Annotated in this window: 16 protein-coding genes; 9 read left to right on the forward strand and 7 right to left on the reverse strand. The window is 65.0% G+C overall.

Annotation, left to right across the window (positions count from 1 at the left end; genetic code table 11):
• From acnA to FJ956_RS26585, 3 genes are all read left to right on the forward strand, one after another.
• On the forward strand, positions 1 to 2,456 hold a 2,456-nt coding region (gene acnA / locus FJ956_RS26570), incomplete at its 5' end, for an aconitate hydratase AcnA (protein WP_140782001.1).
• 434 nt (positions 2,457 to 2,890) lie between these two features.
• Positions 2,891 to 3,679, forward strand: coding sequence for a thioredoxin family protein (locus FJ956_RS26580; protein ID WP_140684871.1), 789 nt, complete (start codon positions 2,891 to 2,893; stop codon positions 3,677 to 3,679).
• 427 nt (positions 3,680 to 4,106) lie between these two features.
• Entirely contained in the window at positions 4,107 to 4,493 is a 387-nt protein-coding gene (locus tag FJ956_RS26585; RefSeq protein ID WP_140684872.1) for a DUF2794 domain-containing protein, read from the forward strand.
• A 115-nt stretch (positions 4,494 to 4,608) separates the two neighbouring features.
• Here the strand turns inward: FJ956_RS26585 and FJ956_RS26590 are convergent, their stop codons facing one another.
• The 4 genes from FJ956_RS26590 to FJ956_RS26605 all read right to left on the reverse strand — a co-directional run bounded on the left by FJ956_RS26590 (position 4,609) and on the right by FJ956_RS26605 (position 9,766).
• The gene (locus FJ956_RS26590; protein ID WP_140684873.1) at positions 4,609 to 5,193 is read right to left on the reverse strand and encodes a GNAT family N-acetyltransferase; all 585 of its coding nucleotides are present in this window, start codon (positions 5,191 to 5,193) and stop codon (positions 4,609 to 4,611) included.
• Positions 5,194 to 5,411: 218 nt separating this feature from the next.
• Positions 5,412 to 6,152, reverse strand: a complete 741-nt coding sequence (locus FJ956_RS26595; protein ID WP_140684874.1) for a Bax inhibitor-1/YccA family protein — start codon at positions 6,150 to 6,152, stop codon at positions 5,412 to 5,414.
• A 238-nt stretch (positions 6,153 to 6,390) separates the two neighbouring features.
• The gene (locus tag FJ956_RS26600) at positions 6,391 to 8,889 is read right to left on the reverse strand and encodes an ABC transporter permease (RefSeq protein ID WP_181170418.1); all 2,499 of its coding nucleotides are present in this window, start codon (positions 8,887 to 8,889) and stop codon (positions 6,391 to 6,393) included.
• A 181-nt stretch (positions 8,890 to 9,070) separates the two neighbouring features.
• Positions 9,071 to 9,766, reverse strand: a complete 696-nt coding sequence (locus FJ956_RS26605) for an ABC transporter ATP-binding protein (RefSeq protein ID WP_140684876.1) — start codon at positions 9,764 to 9,766, stop codon at positions 9,071 to 9,073.
• An 83-nt stretch (positions 9,767 to 9,849) separates the two neighbouring features.
• On the opposite strand from FJ956_RS26605, the gene FJ956_RS26610 reads away from it, so the two are divergent.
• The gene (locus FJ956_RS26610; RefSeq protein WP_140684877.1) at positions 9,850 to 10,494 is read left to right on the forward strand and encodes an arylesterase; all 645 of its coding nucleotides are present in this window, start codon (positions 9,850 to 9,852) and stop codon (positions 10,492 to 10,494) included.
• 118 nt (positions 10,495 to 10,612) lie between these two features.
• Positions 10,613 to 11,206: an RNA 2',3'-cyclic phosphodiesterase gene (gene thpR, locus FJ956_RS26615; RefSeq protein WP_140684878.1), complete on the forward strand. Its 594-nt coding sequence runs from the start codon at positions 10,613 to 10,615 to the stop codon at positions 11,204 to 11,206.
• On the opposite strand, the gene FJ956_RS26620 is transcribed toward thpR, so the two are convergent.
• Positions 11,113 to 11,628 carry a low molecular weight protein-tyrosine-phosphatase gene (locus FJ956_RS26620; RefSeq protein ID WP_140684879.1) on the reverse strand — a complete coding sequence of 172 codons (516 nt, stop codon included), beginning with the start codon at positions 11,626 to 11,628 and terminating at the stop codon, positions 11,113 to 11,115. The two genes, thpR and FJ956_RS26620, sit on opposite strands and share 94 nt — an antisense overlap.
• Before the next feature lie 49 nt (positions 11,629 to 11,677).
• Between FJ956_RS26620 and FJ956_RS26625 the strand changes: the two genes are divergently transcribed.
• The 4 genes from FJ956_RS26625 to FJ956_RS26640 all read left to right on the forward strand — a co-directional run bounded on the left by FJ956_RS26625 (position 11,678) and on the right by FJ956_RS26640 (position 14,571).
• Positions 11,678 to 11,971, forward strand: a complete 294-nt coding sequence (locus tag FJ956_RS26625) for a 4a-hydroxytetrahydrobiopterin dehydratase (RefSeq protein ID WP_140684880.1) — start codon at positions 11,678 to 11,680, stop codon at positions 11,969 to 11,971.
• 530 nt (positions 11,972 to 12,501) lie between these two features.
• On the forward strand, positions 12,502 to 12,864 hold the full coding sequence (locus FJ956_RS26630; RefSeq protein ID WP_140683899.1) for a YkvA family protein: 363 nt from the start codon (positions 12,502 to 12,504) through the stop codon (positions 12,862 to 12,864).
• A gap of 257 nt (positions 12,865 to 13,121) precedes the next feature.
• Positions 13,122 to 13,625, forward strand: coding sequence for an invasion associated locus B family protein (locus FJ956_RS26635; RefSeq protein WP_140683897.1), 504 nt, complete (start codon positions 13,122 to 13,124; stop codon positions 13,623 to 13,625).
• 187 nt (positions 13,626 to 13,812) lie between these two features.
• A complete protein-coding gene (locus FJ956_RS26640) occupies positions 13,813 to 14,571 on the forward strand; it encodes a DUF4336 domain-containing protein (RefSeq protein WP_140683895.1) in 759 nt (252 codons plus the stop codon).
• 19 nt (positions 14,572 to 14,590) lie between these two features.
• Here FJ956_RS26640 and FJ956_RS26645 read toward each other — a convergent pair whose 3' ends face one another.
• A complete protein-coding gene (locus tag FJ956_RS26645) occupies positions 14,591 to 15,943 on the reverse strand; it encodes a chloride channel protein (RefSeq protein WP_140683893.1) in 1,353 nt (450 codons plus the stop codon).
• A 201-nt stretch (positions 15,944 to 16,144) separates the two neighbouring features.
• Complete coding sequence (locus FJ956_RS26650) at positions 16,145 to 16,444, reverse strand: hypothetical protein (RefSeq protein WP_140683891.1); 300 nt, start codon at positions 16,442 to 16,444, stop codon at positions 16,145 to 16,147.
• Between the last annotated feature and the right edge of the window lie 84 nt (positions 16,445 to 16,528).

The following is a 16,528-nucleotide window of genomic DNA, read 5'->3' on the forward strand; positions in this document are numbered from 1 at the left end:
GCGTCGAGATCGCCTACCGCCCGGCCCGCGTGCTGATGCAGGATTTCACCGGCGTTCCGGCGGTGGTCGACCTGGCGGCGATGCGCGACGGCATCAAGGCGCTCGGCGGCGACCCGGAGAAGATCAATCCGCTGGTGCCGGTCGACCTCGTCATCGACCACTCCGTCATCGTCGACGAGTTCGGCACGCCGATGGCCTTCGCCCGCAATGTCGAGCTCGAATATGAGCGCAACGAGGAGCGCTACAAATTCCTGAAATGGGGCCAGCAGGCCTTCCGCAACTTCCGCGTCGTGCCGCCCGGCACCGGCATCTGCCACCAGGTCAACCTCGAATATCTGGGACAGGTGGTGTGGACCAACGCTGAGGACGGCGAAAACGCCGCCTATCCCGATACCTGCGTCGGCACCGATTCGCACACCACCATGATCAACGGCCTCGGCGTTTTGGGCTGGGGCGTCGGCGGCATCGAGGCCGAGGCCGCGATGCTCGGCCAGCCGGTGTCCATGCTGCTGCCCGAAGTCATCGGCTTCCGCCTCACTGGCAAGCTCAAGGAAGGCGTCACCGCCACCGACCTGGTGCTCACCGTCACCCAGATGCTGCGCAAGAAGGGCGTCGTCGGCAAATTCGTCGAGTTCTTCGGCCCCGGCCTCTCCAACATGACGCTGGCCGACCGCGCCACCATCGGCAACATGGCGCCGGAATATGGCGCGACTTGCGGCTTCTTCCCGGTCGACTCGGAAACCATCCGCTACCTGACCATGTCCGGCCGCGAGGAGAACCGCATCGCCCTAGTCGAGGCCTATTCCAAGGCGCAAGGCATGTGGCGGGACGCCGGCTCGGCCGACCCGGTGTTCACCGACCTGCTCGAGCTCGACCTCGGCGACGTCGTGCCGTCGATGGCCGGCCCGAAGCGCCCCGAGGGCCGCGTCGCCCTGCAGGACATCCCCGCCGGCTTCGCCAAGGCGATGGAGACCGAATACAAGAAGGCGGCCGAAATTTCCAAGCGCTACGCCGTCGAAGGCGCCGGCTACGATCTCGGCCATGGCGACGTCGTCATCGCCGCCATCACATCCTGCACCAACACCTCGAACCCGAGCGTGCTGATCGGCGCCGGCCTGCTTGCCCGCAACGCCAACCGCCGCGGCCTGAAGCAGAAGCCGTGGGTGAAAACCTCGCTCGCTCCCGGCAGCCAGGTGGTGGCCGAATATCTCGAAAAGTCGGGCCTGCAGAAGGAACTCGACCAGATCGGCTTCAACCTGGTCGGCTTCGGCTGCACCACCTGCATCGGCAATTCCGGCCCGCTGCCGGCGCCGATCTCCAAGACCATCAACGATAAAGGCCTGATCGCCGCCGCGGTGCTTTCCGGCAACCGCAACTTCGAAGGCCGCGTCTCGCCGGATGTGCAGGCGAACTACCTCGCCTCGCCGCCGCTGGTGGTGGCGCATGCGCTAGCCGGCACGGTGACCAGGGACCTGACCACCGAGCCGCTCGGCGAGGGCAGCGACGGCAAGCCGGTCTATCTCAAGGACATCTGGCCGACCTCGGCCGAGATCCAGGAGTTCATCGAGAAGAACGTCACCCGCGAGCTGTTCGCCCGCAAATATGCCGACGTCTTCAAGGGCGACGCCTACTGGCAGAAGGTCAAGGCGCCGGAGGGCCAGACCTATGCCTGGGACGACCACTCGACCTATGTGCAGAATCCGCCTTATTTCGCCGGCATGGGCCGCTCCTTCGGCAAGGTCGGCGACATCAAGGGCGCGCGCGTGCTGGGTCTGTTCGGCGACAAGATCACCACCGACCACATCTCGCCGGCCGGTTCGATCAAGGCCGCCTCGCCGGCCGGCAAGTACCTCACCGAGCATGGCGTCGGCGTCGCCGACTTCAACCAGTACGGCACGCGGCGCGGCAACCATGAGGTGATGATGCGCGGCACCTTCGCCAACATCCGCATCCGCAACCATATGCTGGGCGAGAACGGCCGCGAGGGCGGCTACACGATCCACTATCCCTCGAAGGAGGAGATGTCGATCTACGACGCGGCGATGGAATACAAGCAGGAAGGCGTGCCGCTGGTCATCTTCGCCGGTGTCGAATACGGCAACGGCTCGTCGCGCGACTGGGCGGCCAAGGGCACCAACCTGCTTGGTGTGCGCGCGGTCGTCGCCCAGTCCTTCGAGCGCATCCACCGCTCCAACCTGGTCGGCATGGGCGTCATCCCCTTCGTCTTCGAGGACGGTACCTCATGGGCCTCGCTCAACCTGAAGGGCGACGAGCTGGTCGAGATCGACGGCCTGGAGGCGATCAAGCCGCGCCAGAAGATGGTGGCCAAGGTCACCTATGGCGACGGCACGGTGAAGAACGTGCCGATCGTCTGCCGCATCGATACGCTGGATGAGCTCGACTACTTCAAGAACGGCGGCATCCTGCAGTACGTGCTGCGCGACCTGGCCGCGTAGCGGCCAGGCAGTAGGGCTTAGGCAGTAGGGAAACAGGACGCCTACTGCCTACTGCCTTACCTTTCCCAAACCTCGCCGTCGCCGCCAGCAGCACAGGGTGCCGGTCTTGTATCGCCGCGCCTGCTGGACGCCCCATAGTCCCGCGGCAATGAAAGCCGGGTTGGTCAAAGCATTAGCCGGCTCGGCCCAAAGTCCAGGCCCTGTCCGTTCGCAATAGAGATCGACAGGGGTCAGGAGAGTTTGGCACGTGGTGAGGGTGCTGCTCCCGAATCGAACCGCGCCTTGAAATGCAACCGCCTCTCCTATTGCGCCCTTACCTGCGGCTGCAACGGCAAAAATTTCACCGCAACGTGACTTCCCGTTGACTGGCGCTTCTGCCACATATTTTAGCAATCAGAACAAGGCCGGCGTCACCGGCGGGAATTGGAAAAGTCATGGCATTTCGAGGACGATTGCGGCTTGCGGCAGTAGCGCTGGCCCTTGCGGCGTTGAGCGGCATGGCCCTGGCAGCCGAGCCTGAGAAGGCCGCGACCGGCAAACCTCAAGCCGACAAGCCTTTGGGCGTGGTCGAATTGTTCACCAGCCAGGGCTGCAGTTCCTGTCCCCCGGCCGACGAGTTGTTTGCCGAGCTCGCCGGCAAGGACGACATCGTCGCGCTCGCCTACCACGTCAATTACTGGGACTATCTCGGCTGGCAGGATACGCTGAGCACCAAGGAGAACACCGACCGTCAGTATGACTATATGCGCGCCTTCGGCAGCCGCTCGGTCTACACGCCGCAAGCCGTCATCAATGGCCGCAGCCACGTCAACGGCGCCAGCCGCAAGGATGTCGACGGCGCCTTGGCGCGGATGGACAGGACCGGCGAGGGCATGCGGGTCGCCATCAAGGTTAGCCGCACCAGCGACCGTGTCATGATCGACGCGGGCGATGCCGGCAACGGCCCGACCGACGCCCATGTGGTGATCGTCTATTTCGATCCGCCGCACATGGTGAAGATCGGCCAGGGCGAGAACAGCGGCCGCAGCCTGACCTACTGGAACGCCGTTTCCGACATCCAGACCGCCGGCATGTGGCACGGCAAGGCGCAGCGTTACGAATTGCCGATGACCGAGATCGCCAAGAAGGGCGGCTGCGCGGTGCTGCTGCAGTCGGTCGGTCAGGACGGCATGCCCGGCCCGATCCTCGGCGCCGCCTTCATCCGCAAACCGGATCGGCTTTAGCTCCACCTTCTCCCACAAGGGGAGAAGGGAAAATAAAAAACCGGCGTCAGCTTGCTTCTGACGCCGGTCATTCAGGTTTTGGGATCGTCGCACCTGATTTTTCCAAGGAAAAACCGAGGTTGGTTCGATCCGACGCTGACCCGTGGGCGGGGGGCTTGGGGTTTACGAGCCGGTGCCGGACCGAACCGTCTCAGGCAACGCCGGTAAATTCGTCGGACATTGGGGCATGAGCGCGGATTATTTGTGGCGAGATTGTGGCGGAGCATCACCAATTCCAACATGTGTTTCGCAAATGTGACTGGACGTTTGGGAAACCGCGCGACCGCGCGCGTGCTTAGCCGGCCCTTGCAATTCGACCGCGCCCTTGCAATTCCATCATGAAAGCGCGAACCTTGCCCGGCGCATGATTCAATCGAAGGATCGAGGCATGACCGATCACAGCAGCGGGACGGAGGATGGGGAAGCATCCGGAATATTGATCCCGTTGCACGAGGCGCGCAACGCCCGCCTCGACCAGCCGGTGCGATTCGACCGGCGCGAGCTCGACCAGATCCTGAGGCTTTACGGACGCATGGTGGCGGCCAATGAATGGCGCGACTACGCGATCGACCATCTCACTGATCGCGCTGTCTTTTCCGTCTTCCGCCGGACCAGCGAAGTGCCGCTGTTCCAGATCGTCAAGGACCCCAGGCTGGCGCGCCGGCAAGGCGCTTTCGCCGTCATCGCCGCCGGCGGCCGCATCCTGAAACGCGGCCAGGAACTCGGCCGCGTGCTTGGCGTCTTCGATGCCAAGCTCAAGGTTGTCGAGGCGTGAGCCGGGAAGAGGAATTGAGGAATTGAGGAACTGAAGAATTGAAGAACTGAGGAAAGGAGGCGCCTGACGCTGTGGCTGCCTTCCTTGTTCTTCAGTTCTTCAGTTCTTCAATTCCTCAGTTCCTCAGTTCCCCTCTTACCGCCCGAAACCTTCGTTCCGGCAGCGAATTCGGATCGGGCGGCAGTTCCGCGCCGCCATTCAGCGAAAGCTGCATGAACACCGTGTCCAGCCAGCGTCCGTGCTTGTAGCCGGATCCCTCCAGGCGCCCGGAATGGCGGAAGCCGAGCTTCTCGTGCAGCCGCACCGAGGCGCTGTCCGCGTGGCCGTCGCCGATCACCGCGATGATCTGACGGAAGCCCGCCGCGCGCGCCGTCTCGATCAGCGCCTGCATCAGCAGGAAACCCACGCCCTGCCCCTTGGCCTCCGGCGCGACATAGACCGAATCCTCGATGACGAATCGGTAGGCGGGGCGCGGCCGGAACGGCCCGGCATAGGCATAGCCGAGCACGACGCCGTCCTTCTCGGCCACCAGATAGGGAAAGCCGCCGGCCGCCAGGCTGTCGAATCGGTTGCCCATTTCGGCGCGGCTCGGCGGCTCCAGCTCGTAGCTCGCCGTGCCGTGCGCGACCGCATCGGCATAGATTTCGGTGATTCGGTCGAGGTCGGCCGCGGTGGCGGCTCTGATCGCAATATTGCTCATAATTTATGCAGCTCTCTTTCCTGCCTCGATAACAGCAAAGGGCTGCGCAAAAAGAAAGGGCGGCCGTTGGGCCGCCCTTCGCAAAGTCTATGGTCCACTGAGACCGGGTGACTGCCCTTAAGAGCAATTCCAGGAAAAGTGTGCGCGGTTTTCCATCCGGAATTGCGTCAAACAAGGAGATAGAGTGGTTCGCCGTTTCCGTGAAACGGCGAACTGCTCTACCGGCGGTCGCCCATGAACTGCAGCAGGAACATGAACAGGTTGATGAAGTCGAGATAGAGGCGCAGCGCGCCCATGATCGCCTTGCGGCCGGCGACGTCGGCGACGTCACCCTCGAAATACATCTCCTTGATCTTCTGCGTGTCGTAGGCGGTGAGGCCCGCGAACACCAGCACGCCGATCGCCGAGATCGCGAAGCCAAGCGCCGACGACTGCAGGAAGATGTTGATCAGCATCGCGATCAGCAGGCCGATCACGCCCATGATCAGGAACGAGCCGAACGCCGACAGGTCGCGCCTGGTCGTGTAGCCGTAGAGCGACAGGCCGCCGAAGGCCGCGGCCGTGGCGAAGAAGGTCTGGGTGATGCTGGTGCCGGTGTAGACGAGGAAGATCGTCGACAGCGACAAGCCGACAAGGCCGGCATAGACCCAGAATGTGGCCTGCGCCCCGCCGACGCTCATCGACTGGATACGGAACGACAGGAACATCACGGCGGCGAGCGGCGCCAGGATGACGACCCAGCGGAACGCGCTTGCATAGATGAGCTGGCCGAAGGCGGTCAACTGGCCGTCGCCGGTGACGGCGAGCTGAAAGGCGCCCCAGGCGGCAAGGCCGGTAATGAGCAGGCCAAGCCCCATGAGGTTGTAGACCTTGATCATATAGGCGCGCAGGCCCTGATCGATATCGACGCGCGCGCCGGGGGCGGCGGACGTCTGGTAGTTGCGAATGGGATCAGCCATTGGAATCCTCTGTTGCTTCTGCCCCGTCCGGTGACAGGTCCGCTCGGAGCGGTCCCCGGGACCAGGCGCCGCTGGCGGGGCTCCAGCATGCCTAGCGCGAAATATGATGGTTCTTGACGTCAAGAACAAGACGGTAACGGGCCGTAACGCTTTGTGAGAAGGCAAAAGGCCGGTTTTCGGGTCTTCCGGGCGGCATTCTTACAAAGATTTAACCGGGCGGGCGGCTCTCGGCCCTCCGTCAAAGGTTGCGCAGCACCGGCGCCGCCTTGTGGCCGAGCACCCGCCAGGTTCCGGCAAGGCCGATGCCGACGGTGACCGCCAGCGAAACCAGGATCGTCGCCACCGCGACCTGTGGCATGAAATGCGACGGCAGCGTCATGATATGCGCGACCACGAACCAGGCGGCGATGCCGCCTGCGGCCAGCGCGAACAGCGCCGTCGCGAGGCCGATCAGCACATATTCCAGGGAGAAGGCCGCAATCAGCGTCCGCCGCGTCGCGCCGAGCGTCTTCAGCACCACCGCGTCGTGGATGCGCGCCCGGTTGCCGGCGGCAAGCGCCCCGGAGAGCACCAGCACCGAGGCGACCAGCGCCACGCCGGCGGCGGCGCGGATCGCCGTGCCCAATTGCGCGACCAGCCGGTTGACGATGTCGAGCGCGTCCTTGACGCGCACCGTCGTCACCGCCGGAAAGGCGCGGGTAACAGCGTTGAGCAGCCTTGCGTCGTCGGCCGCGGTGGCTTGTTTGTCGGTCAGCGTCGCCAGCCAGCCATGCGGAGCCCCGGCGAAGGTGTTGGGCGAGAAATCCATGACGAAGTTGATGCCCATTGTCTCCCATTGCACCTGGCGGAAATTGGCTATTCTCGCGGTGACGTTACGTCCCAGCACATTGACGGTGACGGTGTCGCCGAGCTTCAGCCCGATCGCCTTGCCTTCCTCGGCCGAGAACGACACCAGCGGCTCGCCGGAATAGTCCTGCGGCCACCACGCGCCTTCGGTCAGCGTCGCGTTCTCCGGCTGCTTCGCGTCATAGGTCAGGCCGCGGTCGCCGCGCAGCACCCAGGCGCCGTCGGCCGGGATCTTCACCTTGTCGACGTCAACGCCGTTGAGCGCCATGATGCGGCCGCGCAGCATCGGCACCTTGACCAGCGTTCCCCGAGGCGACTCCTTGCCGACGAGGCCGGCAAAGGCGTCGACTTCGCCGCTCTGGATGTCGACGAAGAAGAAGTTCGGCGCCCGCTCCGGCAGGCTGCCGGAGATCTGCCGCCTGAGATTCCCGTCGATCAGCGCAAGCGTCGCCAGCAGCGTCAGCCCCAGGCCGAGCGACAACACCACCGAGGGCGTCAGCGCGCCCGGACGGTGGATGTTGCCGAGCGCCAGTCGCAGCGAAACGAACCGCACGCGCGGGCTCTTTTTTGCCGCCCACTGCACCAGCCCCGCCACCAGCCGCAGCACCAAGAAGGCAAAGACCGTGGCGCCGACGAAGATCGAGGCGATGCGGTAGTCGTTGGCCGAAAGGATCGCCAGCGCCGCCAGCGCGACGACGATCGCGAGCGCAGCGCCCGTATAGGGCAGGCGCGGCAGGCCGCGGCTCTCGAACCCCATTTCGCGAAACAGCGCCGTCGCCGGCACGTCGCGGGCGCGGCCGAGCGGCAGCAGCGCGAAGGCCAGCGTCACCAGCAGGCCGAAGAGTGCGGCCATGGCGAGCGCGCCGGGATAAAAGCCGCCTTGCGCGGGCACCGGGATGACCGACTGCAGGAGCGCGCTCGCCACGAACGGCATCGCGGCACCCACGATCAGCCCGAGCACGATGCCAAGGCCCGCGATCAGCAGGATCTGCACCAGATAGACGGTGAAGACGAAGCCGCCCGAGGCGCCGAGGCTCTTGAAGGTGGCGATGACGCCGCGCTTGCCGTCGAGATAGGCGCGCACCGCGTTGGCGACGCCGACGCCGCCGACCACCAGCGCCGTCAGCCCGACCAGGGTCAGGAACTGCGAGAAGCGCTCGATGTTGGCGGAGAGCGCGGGTGCCGCGTTGCTGCGTGTGCGGATCGACCAGCCGGCCTGCGGGAAATCCTTTGCGGCCTGAGCCTGGATGTCCTTGATCCGCGCCTCGGACGCGCCGTCGGGCAGCCGCACCTTATAGGCGTTCTCGACCAGGCTGCCGGGCTGCACCAGGCCGGATGCGGCAAGGCCCTCGCGCGAGATCATCAGCCGCGGCGCGAAGCCGAAACCGTCCGACACCGCATCCGGCTCGCTGACCAGCCTGGCTTGCAACTCGAAGATGGCGCTGCCGAGCTTCAGCCTGTCGCCGATATGCACATTGAGCCGGTCGAACAACAGGTCGGGCGCGGCGGCGCCGAACACGCCGGACCTTTCGCCGAACAATTGGTCCTTCGGCAGCGCCGGATCCGTCTCCAGCGCGCCGTAGAGCGGATAGGCGTCGTCGACGGCCTTGGCTTCGACCAGCGCCTGGTCGGAGCCGTCCTCCAGCCGCGCCATCGAGCGCATGCCTGAAGTCTGCGAAACCGTGCCGAGGCCCTTTATGAAGCCGAGCTCGGCGTCCGAAGCGCTGCGCTGGTTGACCTGGAAGCGCAAATCGCCGCCGAGCAGCGTCTGGCCTTGGTTGGCGACGCCCGCGGAAATCGCCTGCGCTACCGAATTGACGCCGCCGATCGCCGCGACGCCGAGCGCGATGCAGGCAAGGAAGATCATGAAACCGGACAGGCCGCCGCGCATCTCGCGCAGCGAGAAGCGGATGGCGAGCTTCAACGTGCGGAGCCAGGTCCCCTCATCCGGCCGCTGCGCGGCCACCTTCTCCCCAGCGGGGAGAAGAGATTGGTGCCGGCGCTGACTACCTCTTCTCCCCTCCGGGAGAAGGTGGCCCGGAGGGCCGGATGAGGGGGTCTCCGCCATGCGATTATGCCGTCACTTTAAGCAAAGGCGCGTCCTCGATCCGCCCTGAGCGCATCGAGACCTGCCGCGCGCAACGCGCGGCAAGCGCCGGGTCGTGCGTCACCAGCACCAGCGTCATGCCGCGCTCCGCTGCCTTGGCGAACAGAAGGTCGGCGATCTGCTTTCCCGTCGCCTGGTCGAGATTGCCGGTCGGCTCGTCGGCGATGAGAATGCGCGGCGACGGCGCCAGCGCCCGGGCGATCGCCACGCGCTGCTGCTCGCCGCCGGAAAGCTCGCCCGGATAATGCGTCACACGGTCGCTCAGGCCGACGGCCGCGAGCTCGCGCGCAGCCACGCCGAACGGATCGGCATGGCCGGCAAGCTCGAGCGGCACCGCGACGTTCTCGAGCGCCGTCATGTTCGGAATGAGATGGAAGGACTGGAAGACGATGCCAATGTTTCGCCCACGAAACGATGCGATCCGGTCCTCGCTTTTGCCGTTAAGCAGCTCACCGGCGATCCGGACCGTTCCCGAATCGACCCGTTCCAGGCCGGCAAGAACCATGAGCAAGGTTGACTTGCCCGAGCCCGACGGCCCGACGATGCCGGTGGCTTGCCCGGCCGCGACGTCGAGGCTCACGCCCTTCAGCACATGCACGGAGGACGCGCCCTCTCCCAGCGTCAGCGATACGTCCCTCAGCGCGATGACGGCTTCTGTCACAATGAAAGCGTCCTATATGTGGAAAAAGGAGGACGGTTCGTGTCTCCTCCCTTGGATTGTTTCGGTCATATGGGGCTCGCCGCATGGCTTTCAAACACCGTCTTGCCGCAGCCCTCATCCTTTTCCTCGCCCTTTGCGGCGCCATTTCGTCGGCGCGCGCCGCCACCTTCACCATCGTCGGCTTCGGCGACAGCCTGATGGCGGGCTTCAGCCTCGGCCCGGGCCAGGGTTTCACCGACAGGCTGCAGGCGGCGCTGAAGGCTAAGGGCCTCGACGTCACCGTCGCCAATGCCGGCGTCTCTGGCGACACATCGAGCGGCGGGCTGGCGCGGCTCGACTGGTCGGTGCCGGACGGCACGAGGCTCGTCATCCTCGAGCTCGGCGCCAACGACATGCTGCGCGGCGTCGCTCCCGACATCGCCGAGAAGAACCTCGACGCCATGCTGAGCAAGCTGAAGCAGCGCAACATCCCGGTGCTGCTCGCCGGCATGCGCGCCGCGCCCAATCTCGGCGCCGACTACCAGAAGACCTTCGACGCCATCTACCCGAAGCTTGCCGCCAAATATGCCGTTCCGCTCTATCCGTTCTTTCTCGACGGCGTCGCCGGCCACCCCGACCTGCAGCTGGAGGACGGCCTGCACCCCAATCCGAAGGGCGTCGACGTGATCGTCGAGCGCATCCTGCCCACCGTCGAGAAGGCGATCGCCGACAATGGCGGCCCGTCGTGAGTCCAAAACGCCACGGTTTCCGCTGGGGAAACTTTGTGGACAACAAAGCTCTTGCCCCGCGCTTATATCGATGATTCGCTAGGGACGAGAGTTTCGATTCGAGGACAGGAGGCTTCACATGCCACGTCTTTTCACCGCCCTCGAAATTCCGCGTGATGCCGCTCTCTCCTTGTCCTTGCTCCGGGGCGGGTTGCCAGGAGCGCGCTGGATCGACGTCGAAAACTATCATCTGACGCTGCGCTTCATCGGCGATGTCGAAGGCCATGTCGCCGACGAGATCGCCAACGCCCTCGACCGGGTCGACCGCCCCTCTTTCCAGATGACGCTCTCCGGCGTCGGCGCCTTCGGCGGCAAGAAGCCGCATGCGGTGTGGGCCGGCGTGTCGGCCTCGCCCGACCTGACGGCGCTGCAGGGCGAGATCGACCGCATCTGCCAGCGGCTCGGCCTGCCGGCCGACCCGCGCAAATTCTCGCCGCATGTGACGCTGGCGCGCCTGCGCAATGGGAACCCGCTCGATGTCGCGCAATATCTTTCGGCCCGCGGCAATTTCGCCGCGCTGCCCTTCCGCGTCGGCCGCTTCGTCCTGATGTCGTCGCGCGATTCGGTCGGCGGCGGCCCCTACATCGTCGAGGAAGCCTGGCCGCTGGTCGGCGAAACGCTGGCCCCGAGCCGCTTCGCCAGCGCCTCCGACGCCTCGCGGATCATGCGGTAGACCGAAGCGAAGGCCTCCGCGCCGTCGTAATAGGGATCCGGCACGTCCGCGGTCTTTCCCGTCGCAAAATCCAGGTAGAGATGGATGCGGTCGCGCGCGGCCGCTGGAGCCAGCGCCTTGAGGTCGCGCACATTCGCCCTGTCCATGCCGAGGATCAGGTCGAAACGCGAAAAATCCTCCGGCAGCACCTTGCGCGCCCGCTGCCCGGAAATGTCGACATCATGCTGCGCGGCCACCGCGATCGAGCGTGGATCGGGCGCGGAGCCGACCTCCCAGCCGCTGGTCGCGGCCGAATCGAGCACGATGCGCCTGGCCAGCCCGCGCTCGGCCAGCACGCTGTGGAAAACGCCCTCGGCAAGCGGTGACCGGCAGATGTTGCCGAGGCAGACGAACAGAACGGAATTTATGGGCTTTGCGCTCATCGATCCGGCGCTATGGTTGGATCACCTTCGAATAGCACAGGGACCGGACATGAACAGGGAAAAACTCAGCAAGGAAGCGATCATCGCCGTGCTTGCGGAACTTGACGGCTGGTCGCTCGCCGCCGACGGCGCTTCCATCAAGCGCAGCTTCGTCTTCAAGAATTTCTCCGAAGCCTTCGCGTTCATGACGCGCGTGGCGCTGGCGGCCGAAAAGATGGACCATCACCCGGACTGGTCGAATGTCTACAAGACCGTCGACGTGACGCTGAACACGCATGACGCCGGCGGCGTCACGGCGCTGGATATCGAGTTGGCAAAGCGGATGAACCGGTATTTTGGCTGATGGCCGAGGGGTTTCGCTTCGAGGGCGCTAGCTCAACTTCGTCATTCCAGGGCGGAGCAAGGAGCGAAGCGACGCGCGCAGACCCTGGAATCATGCCGTGACCTACGAGCGTCGGGGCGATGCAGATAACGGCGAACATTCACGATTGGCCAAAGCCTGTGAACTTCGTCATTCACGGGCGGAGCGACGCGAAGCGGAGCGTAGACCCGAGAATCCATTCCGTGACCTTCGACGTGGAGTGCAGCGGAGCAGAATTCTGCACCGTGGCAGCGCCTCGACGTCACGGCATGGATTCTATGGTCTGCGCCGCGTCGCTTCGCTCCTTGCTCCGCCATAGAATGACGATGAGAGGGACGTTCCGGCCAATCTCCAACGTTGGCGATTGCCAACTCGGCATACAAGCGTCAGTGCTGCCGAGTTCGATTTTCCGGCCGCGCAACCGCCCGAACTCTTGTAGCAGCCCCCCGCTTTCACCACATTTTCCCGCGGCGGGCCGGCGCAACGATGCGAGCGCCGCCAAGGAGCGACTGATGACGCAAGGTACCGGTTTCGATTTCTTCGGCTTCGGCGACAAGCTTGCCGGCGAGGGCGAGGTCCGCGAGAAATTCTGGCGCACCGCCAAGAAGGCGGCGCGGCAGATTCCGTTCATGGACGAGGTGGTCGCCGCCTATTATTGCGCGATGGACAAGGACACGCCGATGCGGGCAAAGGCAATCCTGCTCGGCGCGCTGGGCTATTTCGTCCTGCCGTTCGACTTCATTCCCGATTTCGTCGTCGGCCTCGGCTACACCGACGACCTTGCCGTGCTGACCGCCGCGATCACCGCCGTCAGCGCCCATATCACACCTGCCCACAGGCAGGCCGCCAGGGACGCGATGGCGGATAAGAACTGATCCCGCCTCGCTTCAGGCCCGCAAATCAGCGCGTGCGAAAAGACAAACTCTTGCCGTTTTCGTGGCATCCAACTCCGCGCCGGGACGTCGCGTCGGCCTCAATCCACAGTGGCGGCGCGGATGGTGGCGGTTTCCTGGGGTGAGTTCCTTTTCTTCGAGGACAATTCACCGTTTGGTAACCCTGATTAAATCAAAATGAAGCGACGGCAGGACGCCACGCGGCCCGCCTCCGCACAATTTGGAATACGGGAAGAACGATGCGCGGATTGATTGCTATAGTTTCCAGCCTGGTCCTGGTGGGCTCGGCAGTGCCGGTGTTGGCGCAGCAGGCGACCAAGATCGGCCAGCACAACGCCTGGGGCACCTACAGCTATCAGTCGGCCGCCGGCAAGGTCTGCTATGTGTTGACCGTGCCGACCGACAAGCAGCCGCCGTCCCTCGACCACGGCGACATGTTCTTCTTCGTCAGCCAGCGGCCCGGACAGCAGGTCTCCTACGAGCCGCAGTTCATCGCCGGCTATAATTTCCAGGAAGGCTCCAAGGCCACCGTCACCATCGACAAGAAGAGCTTCTCGATGTTCACCCGCGGCAAGTCGGCCTGGGTCGAGAACGCCGCGGAAGAGCCGGTGCTGATCGCCGCCATGAAGACCGGCTCCGACATGAAGGTGCAGGCCAAGTCCGGCCGCGGCAACCCGACCTCCTACGTCTTTTCGCTCAAGGGCATCTCGGCCGCGCTGGCCTCCATCGCCAAGTGCAAATAGGCTGGCGGAGCAGGGCTTACCGATTTGTCGGTTGAAGCTATCGCTACTGCGATACTCGGCTGCGCGGTAACGTGTTGGCGGAAGACCGCCATGGTCATCGTCAAATCGGTAAGAGCGCGCCATATGACTCGTGACGCCGGACCGTTTCGGCTGACCGGATCGCGCTTCGAGTTATCGGCGAGCAACCATGCCCCAGGAACACTCCGCTGATCGCTCCAGTCTGGAACTGTACGAGCCGATCGATGTCCTGAAACCCGTCGCTTCCGATTTGTGGATCGTGGACGGCCCACGGATTGGCTTCGGCGTCGGACCGTTTGAATTTCCCTTCACCACCCGCATGACGGTCATACGGCTTCGCAATGGCGACCTGATCCTGCATTCGCCCGTGGCGCTGACGCCCGCGCTCCGGTCCGCGGTCGAGCTTCTCGGGCCAGTCCGCTTCCTGGTCGCTCCGAACTCCCTCCACTACTGGTGGCTCCCCGACTGGAAGGCCGTTTTTCCCAGCGCGGAAGTTCTCGCCGTGCGCGGCCTGCAGGAGCGGGCGAAGCGTCCAATATCGGTGGACCGGCTGCTGGTGGGACGCGGCTCACCCTGGCCGGCCGAGGTCGACCTGTTGGTCGTGCGCGGCGACGTCCTCACCGAGGCGGTGCTGTTTCACCGCGCCTCGCAAACGCTGGTCCTCACCGACCTGATCGAGAACTTCGAGCCAGGCCGGATTCGCAGTTGGTTTCTGAGGCTCCTCGTCAGGCTCGCCGGTGCGGCCGATCCGGACGGCAAGGCGCCCATCGACATGCGGCTGAGCTTCTTTCGCCGTCGCCGGGCTTTGCGGGCGGCCGTTCACCAGATGCTCGCCTGGCAGCCGGAACGCGTCATAATCGCCCATGGCCGGTGGTATGACAGAGACGGCGCCGCCGAACTCAGGCGCGCGTTCCGTTGGGTCTTGTGACGACCACCCTTCGAAGCTGCTAGACTTTCACCGCTTCGCTCGTCTCCGCGCGCCGCCGCCGGATCGCCTCGGCGATGAAGACGCGCGACAGCGCGTGGTAGAGCGGTTCGTTGGAGACGAGCCTGGCCGTACCGTAGCCCAGCACCGCCGCGCACATCAGCGCGATCACATTGTCGTGGTTGCCGGTCATTTCGAGGATGATGACGAAGGCCGTCATCGGCGCCTGCACGACGCCTGCGAAATAACCGGCCATGCCGAGCAGCGCCGCGGTTCCCGTGGCAGCGCCGAAGACCAGGCCGAGCGTGCTGCCCAGCCCCGCGCCCACCGCCAGCGACGGTGCGAAGATGCCGCCCGGTATCCCCGACACCATCGACAAGAGGCCGGCCGCGAATTTCTCGACGAAGAAGAAGGCCGGCAGCGGCGTGCCTTCGATCGCGCCGCGCGCCTGCGTGTAACCGGTGCCGAAGGTCAAACCGCCCGAGGCGATGCCGATGGCGGCCACGGCCAGGCCGCAGACAGCCGCCACGACCAGCGTGCGCGGCAGCGGCTGCAGCGCGTTCCAGCGCCGGATGCGGCGCATGACCTTCAGCGCCGAGAGCGAGAACAGCGCGCCGACGCCGCCGCCGATGATGCCGCAGGCCAGCACCAGCGGCCAGTCGGCGGCGAAGGCGACCGTGTCCTTGGCGACGCCGAAATAGGTGTAGTTGCCAAGCAGCCCGAGCGAGGCGAGGCCGGCCAGGATCACCGCCGTCAGCACCAGCCCGTTGGTGCGCGCCTCATAGGCCCGGCCCATTTCCTCGATGGCGAAGACGATGCCGGCAAGCGGCGTGTTGAAGGCGGCTGCGATGCCGGCGGCGGAGCCCGCCAGGATCAGGCCGCGCGCCTGCGCCATGCCGCCCCAGCGCGCCGCCTGCAGCATCAGCGAAGCGCCGACCTGCACCGTCGGGCCTTCGCGGCCGATCGAGGCGCCGCAGGCGAGGCCGACGATGGTGAGCGCGATCTTGCCCACCACCAGCCTGAGCGACAGGATGTGGCTGCGGTCGTCCTCGTCGCGCAGATGCCGCGCAGCGATCGCCTGCGGAATGCCGCTGCCTTGCGATCCCGGGAAGAAGGAATGCGCAAGCCAGGCGCAAAGGACGAAACCGAGCGGCGTCAAGACGAGCGGCAGATAGAAGCGCCAGCCGCCGTCATTGCCCGTCACGAGATGGAACAGGGCCTGCGCCCGGTCGGCGAGCAGGGCGAACAGAACGCTGATCAGGCCGATCGAGATGGCGCCGGCCCAGAAGACGAGGCGCGGCTGCCAGACGCGCCGCGACATCCACATGGCGTGTGAACGCCGCAGCATGCGGTATTTTCGCGATATGCCCGCCATGACAGTCCTCTTGAGGGTCACCCGCCCTAGCACACTGGCCGGGGGGATCAACCCGCGAGGGCATGCCGACGCTATGCCGGCAAGGTCGAGGAACGGTGCTCGAGGATCACGGTTGGAAGGCTCGGCGAACAGATCGCCGGATGGCGGATTACCCGCCGGCATACCGGCCGGCGGGGAGGTCGGCATGCAGGACCGGCGAGGTCACATCGCCATTTTTTCACATTCGGCCTGGGCCTTCTTGGTCGACGTGTCGATCATGTAGGCTTTGCCCTTGGCGTCGGTGATCATCATCATGCAATGCTTGATCGGCTTGGCCATCTTCATCATATCGGCGCTCATCTTGGCGTCCGGCATCATGGTGCCCATGTGGCCGTCCGGCATGATCGCGGTGACCTGCCCGCCCTTCATCATGGTCATGGCGCCCATCGTGTCCTCGGCAAAGGCCTGCGAGGCGCAAAGACCGGCGAGGCCGGCGATAAGTGCGAACTTGATCGAGTGCATCTGACAACTCCCATTGTTGAGGGGCATGGTCGCCCCTTTCAGGTTCGCGGATGCGCTTCGATTGGTTACGTCAACACGAATATG

Origin of the sequence: Mesorhizobium sp. B2-4-3, assembly GCF_006442815.1 — a bacterium.
Classification (GTDB): Bacteria; Pseudomonadota; Alphaproteobacteria; order Rhizobiales; family Rhizobiaceae; genus Mesorhizobium.

Coding starts and splice junctions, on each gene's coding strand:
- FJ956_RS26580 (WP_140684871.1), top strand. CDS start 2,891: ATGGCATTTCGAGGACGATTGCGGCTTGCGGCAGTAGCGCTGGCCCTT.
- FJ956_RS26585 (WP_140684872.1), top strand. CDS start 4,107: ATGACCGATCACAGCAGCGGGACGGAGGATGGGGAAGCATCCGGAATA.
- FJ956_RS26590 (WP_140684873.1), bottom strand. CDS start 5,193: ATGAGCAATATTGCGATCAGAGCCGCCACCGCGGCCGACCTCGACCGA.
- FJ956_RS26595 (WP_140684874.1), bottom strand. CDS start 6,152: ATGGCTGATCCCATTCGCAACTACCAGACGTCCGCCGCCCCCGGCGCG.
- FJ956_RS26600 (WP_181170418.1), bottom strand. CDS start 8,889: ATGCGCGGCGGCCTGTCCGGTTTCATGATCTTCCTTGCCTGCATCGCG.
- FJ956_RS26610 (WP_140684877.1), top strand. CDS start 9,850: ATGGCTTTCAAACACCGTCTTGCCGCAGCCCTCATCCTTTTCCTCGCC.
- thpR (WP_140684878.1), top strand. CDS start 10,613: ATGCCACGTCTTTTCACCGCCCTCGAAATTCCGCGTGATGCCGCTCTC.
- FJ956_RS26620 (WP_140684879.1), bottom strand. CDS start 11,628: ATGAGCGCAAAGCCCATAAATTCCGTTCTGTTCGTCTGCCTCGGCAAC.
- FJ956_RS26625 (WP_140684880.1), top strand. CDS start 11,678: ATGAACAGGGAAAAACTCAGCAAGGAAGCGATCATCGCCGTGCTTGCG.
- FJ956_RS26630 (WP_140683899.1), top strand. CDS start 12,502: ATGACGCAAGGTACCGGTTTCGATTTCTTCGGCTTCGGCGACAAGCTT.
- FJ956_RS26635 (WP_140683897.1), top strand. CDS start 13,122: ATGCGCGGATTGATTGCTATAGTTTCCAGCCTGGTCCTGGTGGGCTCG.
- FJ956_RS26640 (WP_140683895.1), top strand. CDS start 13,813: ATGCCCCAGGAACACTCCGCTGATCGCTCCAGTCTGGAACTGTACGAG.
- FJ956_RS26645 (WP_140683893.1), bottom strand. CDS start 15,943: ATGGCGGGCATATCGCGAAAATACCGCATGCTGCGGCGTTCACACGCC.
- FJ956_RS26650 (WP_140683891.1), bottom strand. CDS start 16,444: ATGCACTCGATCAAGTTCGCACTTATCGCCGGCCTCGCCGGTCTTTGC.